Raw genomic sequence first — 4,906 nt, 5'->3', positions numbered from 1 at the left:
CGTCCAGCTAACAACAGACAAGGCACGCCCTGAAGCCCTCAAGTTTTATGAAAATTTAGGCTTCAAAGCTAGCCACGAGGGCATGAAACTAAGCCTATAACCCTATAATTAGGGGCCGGCTTTAGTGGAGGTCAACTTTAGTGGATCGTTGTCTGATCCCCATTGGAAACGGTATCACTTGTCGTTCGGGAAGCAGGGAACGAAATTGTTATTTCTGTGCCTTTTCCCAGCTCACTGTGTATACGTAAATCACCATTATGCAGATCGGTGAGCGACCGCACCAAGGACAGACCCAATCCAGATCCTTCTCGTGTTCGCGTCATGCTATTTTCAACTTGAGCAAATGGATCAAGGACACGAGCTAAATCGTCTTCGACAATACCAACCCCTGTATCAGACACCCGAAGAACAATTTCACTCTTCTCATTGAGCAAAGTACTCGCCCGTACCGTCCCTGGTTCTGGCGTAAACTTTATCGCATTACTAACAAGGTTCAATATTATTTGCTTCACACGCCTTTGATCCCCGATCATCTCGGGTAAAGCCTCAAAAGGCTCTATCTTAAGGTCAACTCTTGCATCTTCAGCTCTCGCCTTGAGCATGCGACACGCATCTTTTAGCGTTTTGTTCAGATCAAAATAGTCCTCGTCTATATTTACTTTGTGAAGCTCTAGCCGAGAAACATCCAAAATATCATTAATCAGGCTTAGTAAATAAATGCCTGACTGATTGATATCCTCAATATATTGAAGTTTCTTTTCATCCAGCGTTTCCTTCAACTGCATCGACAGAAGATCAGAAAATCCAATCACAGCATTCAACGGTGTCCGAAGTTCATGGCTCATATTAGCAAGGAACTCTAGCTTGCTACGATTTGCATATTCTGCCTGTTCCTTAGCTGACCTCAAACCTTTTTCCGCCTCGATTCGATCCGTAATATCTGTCGCAAAACCGCAAATACCGACGGTTTCACCAGCCCCTGACTTTAACGGAAACTTCACACTCAAATAAGTATGAATGCCATCATCGTGACGGGCCTGCTCCTCGAAAGTCATCGCTTTATTCTGTTTCAGAACTTCCAGATCATTCCCTGTCATTTCTTCTGAGAAATCAGCAGGTATATGTTCCATACCTTTTCGACCAATAAGTTGGTCTTTTTTGACCTGAAAAAGATCTTCATAGCTTTTATTTACAAAAAGATATCGCCCCTCAACATCCTTATAATAAATTACGGCACTTGCGTTATCGAGAATAGCTTCTGCACGGGCTTCCGTTTCTTCAAGATCCAGGACAACCTGATGCAAAACTTCGCCTATTTCGTTGAATTCCTTAATTCTTGAAGGGGCATACTGTTTTTGGTTCTTTCCGAGGGAAATATACGCAGCATATTCCTTTAAGTTATGAATAGCTGTCCGGCTAAACCGACGAACAACCCAAACAGACAACAGCGATAATATAAAAGTAATCACGGCCATTGTCAGAACAATATCGAGATAATTTTGACCCAAGTTTTTTACCGTTTCTTGAGGATAAAATATTTTGAGCTCAAGAAACTGATTGTCAGAACTTTCGATATCTAAAGGAAGAGAAAGGGCAAGTACATCTTTAGAACCCGTGAGCACATTGGACACAGCATACGTTTCTGATGATGTATTATTAAGTTGAGAAACAACAATATCCCCAGATACTAAAGCCAAAGATGAACTATCAACATTATTGTTAATTTTATTCAGAACAGATGTCGCGTCATTAAGAATAACCCCGGCATATAAATACCCCAGTACCTTCCCCGAATTAAGGTGTAGGATTTCCTTTTTATGCAGAATTGAATAGAGCGTCTGCCCTTGTTCAACCGTCACAAACATCTCGTTAATAAAACGCATTCGATTGTTGGCGAGCGCCTGTTCCAACAAACCGCCTGTTTCAAACAGCGATGCGCTTACATCAATCGTTTCAGTTCCCTGCCCAATTTGGACAAACAAAACATCAAGGTCTCCATCCTGTTGTGAATAATACGCCTCGTTCAACGCTTCTGCGACAAGCTCATGATTCCCCGACTGTAAACCCGTTGTAATTTTTTCATTAATAACAGTTAAATCCAGAACACTTTTGGATACCTGTAAATGTGCATCAAAGAGAAGTCGGCCAATGGTTTTACTTTTCTCTCCCAAACTACTGATATCAGTTTGGACCGCGTCACGGGCCCCCCAATAACCGGCAAAACTGACAACGCCTGAGACCACCAGCATCAAGCACAAAAATGCTGCCGCAATGACTGTCGACAGCCTGAAGACATATCTTCCTTTTGAAATACTAGTCCGAGTACCGGAAGGCATCTTTTTTCCATATCAAAAGTTGTTCCGGGGTTGTTGACTGATCAACAATCTTAAAGTCACCAGAAAAAACGGTTGGAACCTGTTTTTCTTTTCCAGCCAGTACCAACTTTATGGCTTCGGCCATTGCCACCCCGTTATCGTCATTCATACGCATAACAGTAAAATCCATTTCCCCTCGACTTATTGCGGCAAGCTCGCTACTTCCTCCGCCCCAACCATTGACCTTGACCTGCCCCAATCGCTTTGTCTCTCTCAACGCATCAATTACGCCTATGGCAATATCAGTAGAGCAGGCATAGATAAAATCGAGATTAGCATTCTCATTTAAGAGCTCCATTGTTGCCCGGTAAGCCTTTTCACGGTTAAAATCAACATAGTAAGACCCCAGAAGTTTTGAGCTTTTATGTTGAGACATTTCTCTATGGAAGACACCCCCGCGTAGGCTGCTTACATACCCCTGCGTGCCATAAAGAATAGCATAATTAGCCCCATCAGGATACTCACTCTTATAGCGATCAGCTAAAATATGTGCCCCGACACCATGATCAAAACCGACGTAGAGTAAAGGTTGCTTTTTCTCGAATGCTTTAATCGGTGATGTGATATTTTGCAGCAGTACACGGGTCTTACCGGCCGAAATTATACGATCAATCATCCCCTTATGTCTCGTTGCATCCAGCGTAAAAACTAAAAAATCTGGTGGATCATTAACACTTTGTCCAAGCAGTTTTCCCTGAAGCGCGACTTCTGTACCAGCCTTGGTAAAATGAGACGACAGCTCATAGGAAATATTAAGCTCCTTCATCCTGCCTTCGAACGAAGCTATAGAACGCCGCCAGTAATCAGAAAATTGAAGACCTGGATACACGATCAAAATTTTAACTGGGGAAGCTTGGTTCTCTCCAAAAGCCTCCGCAGTGCCGTGCACCTGTTCAAAGAACTGCTCGGAAATCGCGACCTGATCCGGGTGCATCTTCAGATATTTACTCAACAACCAATATTCTTGTGTACTTTGCGCATACCCTAGGGATGGCAACTTAACCAAAAATACGAAAATCAGAAAAAAGAGAAAACCTACACGTTTAAAACAACCAACCATTAAATCGCCTTTAGCAACTAAATAACGGACTTTGGCGTTCAACTATTGCAGTAAAAAATTACATATAAGTTAACCTTTGGATGTATTTGCGCCGTGAACTAAATTTACAATATTTTCAAACACTTCCAACTTTCTCTATGACTAAAACTCTGGCCACTCCCTGTGGGCGAGCAACATGTTCTTCCCCTTCTTCTGCGATAAAGAGCGAACCTTCACGCATCATATAGTGACGTATCTCACCATACTCCTTAAAAAACATCTTCACCTTCCCCTCTAAAACAACAAATACTTCCTTGCCATCATTTACGTGCCATTTATAAGGCTTATCCGTCCAATGCAAACGTATGGATGCCCCTTCGACAACTGCCAAGTCCAATGCATCCCAAGCCTTTTCTCCGGCAAAATCACTCGCGTTGAGAAAATTCATTTTAACCTCCTAATAAATATCAATTCCATAGCCACTATTTTAAAGCTGGCCTCTGATATCTAAATAGGCATGATGTGTTGTACAGCCTGTTATTATAACTATGATTGACCGATATATGAGGCCCTTTTGGACACCAAAGATCAGAAACTTTTGCTGTTACTAAGACAAAATGCTCGCGCTTCAATAAAAGAGCTCGCTGCAGGCATAGATTTATCAAGAACCGCATTGGTAGAGCGAATTAAACGATTAGAAAAAGATGGTGAAATAACGGGTTACACCCTCAAACCGACGAACAAAAAAACAAAAATCAGGCTCTACCTCATGGTTAAGACGCATCTACCGTCCTGCGAAATCATTGCGCCTCGCCTAGAAAGAATTCCATCCGTTACAGCTTGCCATTCTTTGGGTGGCTCAATCGATATGGTCATAGAGCTTGCTCTGGAAACCACCCAAGAAGCCAATGAGATCAGAGAACTTGTTTCAAACTATCCAGAAGTTAGTGAAGTATCGACGTCGACCATTTTAAAAACCCATTTTCAAAAATAGGATCGCCTTAAACCATAAAAGGCCACCATAATTGGTGACCTTTTATACTTACATCCGAGAACAGTAAGATTATAAAGCTCGAATAGCCTGTTCCAAATCTTCTTTCAAATCATCCGCATCTTCAAGACCGACCGATATTCTCAAGAAGCCCTGTGTAATACCAACGGCCAAACGCTCTTCTTCGCTCAAGCGTTGATGCGTCGTCGAGGAAGGGTGGGTGATCAAAGTCTTGGAATCTCCAAGGTTATTTGAAATATCCGCAACACGAAGACGGTTTAGAACTTTAAAGGCAGCCTCTTTACCTCCCTCTAATTCAAGACCAATCAACGTACTCCCCTTGCCAGACATCTGCGCCATAGCAAGATCGTATTGCGGATGTGATTTCAAACCGGGATAGATCACCTTTTTGAGACCCGGCAGTCCTTCCATATGGTGTGCCAGCGCCAAGGCATTATCGCTCATCCGGTCAACGCGCAGGGCAAGTGTCTCAAGCCCCTT

Annotated in this window: 5 protein-coding genes; 1 reads left to right on the top strand and 4 read right to left on the bottom strand. The window is 42.7% G+C overall.

Translation table 11 applies throughout. The features are described from left to right. Positions 1–137: 137 nt before the first annotated feature. The 3 genes from Q0241_RS17500 to Q0241_RS17490 form a co-directional block, all read right to left on the bottom strand. Positions 138–2,336 (bottom strand): ATP-binding protein, encoded by a 2,199-nt coding sequence (locus tag Q0241_RS17500; protein ID WP_299380005.1) that lies wholly within the window; start codon positions 2,334–2,336, stop codon positions 138–140. Then, positions 2,314–3,435, bottom strand: coding sequence for a substrate-binding domain-containing protein (locus Q0241_RS17495; RefSeq protein ID WP_299380003.1), 1,122 nt, complete (start codon positions 3,433–3,435; stop codon positions 2,314–2,316). Before Q0241_RS17495 ends, Q0241_RS17500 begins: the two co-directional genes overlap by 23 nt. Positions 3,436–3,550: 115 nt before the next feature. After that, positions 3,551–3,862, bottom strand: a complete 312-nt coding sequence (locus tag Q0241_RS17490; protein ID WP_299380001.1) for a cupin — start codon at positions 3,860–3,862, stop codon at positions 3,551–3,553. 126 nt (positions 3,863–3,988) lie between these two features. On the opposite strand from Q0241_RS17490, the gene Q0241_RS17485 reads away from it, so the two are divergent. Then, positions 3,989–4,408 (top strand): Lrp/AsnC family transcriptional regulator, encoded by a 420-nt coding sequence (locus tag Q0241_RS17485; RefSeq protein WP_299379998.1) that lies wholly within the window; start codon positions 3,989–3,991, stop codon positions 4,406–4,408. 69 nt (positions 4,409–4,477) lie between these two features. Here Q0241_RS17485 and Q0241_RS17480 read toward each other — a convergent pair. Then, on the bottom strand, positions 4,478–4,906 hold a 429-nt coding region (locus Q0241_RS17480; protein ID WP_299379995.1), incomplete at its 5' end, for a PLP-dependent transferase.

Origin of the sequence: uncultured Kiloniella sp., from assembly GCF_937128705.1 — a bacterium.
Taxonomy (GTDB): domain Bacteria; phylum Pseudomonadota; class Alphaproteobacteria; order Kiloniellales; family Kiloniellaceae; genus Kiloniella.
The sequence above is the reverse complement of the archived record's forward strand: the minus strand, read 5'-3'. Positions and strand labels throughout refer to the sequence as shown.

What these genes read in the sequence shown, in the direction of transcription:
- Q0241_RS17500 (WP_299380005.1), bottom strand. Translation starts at nt 2,336, where the DNA reads ATGCCTTCCGGTACTCGGACTAGTATTTCAAAAGGAAGATATGTCTTC.
- Q0241_RS17495 (WP_299380003.1), bottom strand. Translation starts at nt 3,435, where the DNA reads ATGGTTGGTTGTTTTAAACGTGTAGGTTTTCTCTTTTTTCTGATTTTC.
- Q0241_RS17490 (WP_299380001.1), bottom strand. Translation starts at nt 3,862, where the DNA reads ATGAATTTTCTCAACGCGAGTGATTTTGCCGGAGAAAAGGCTTGGGAT.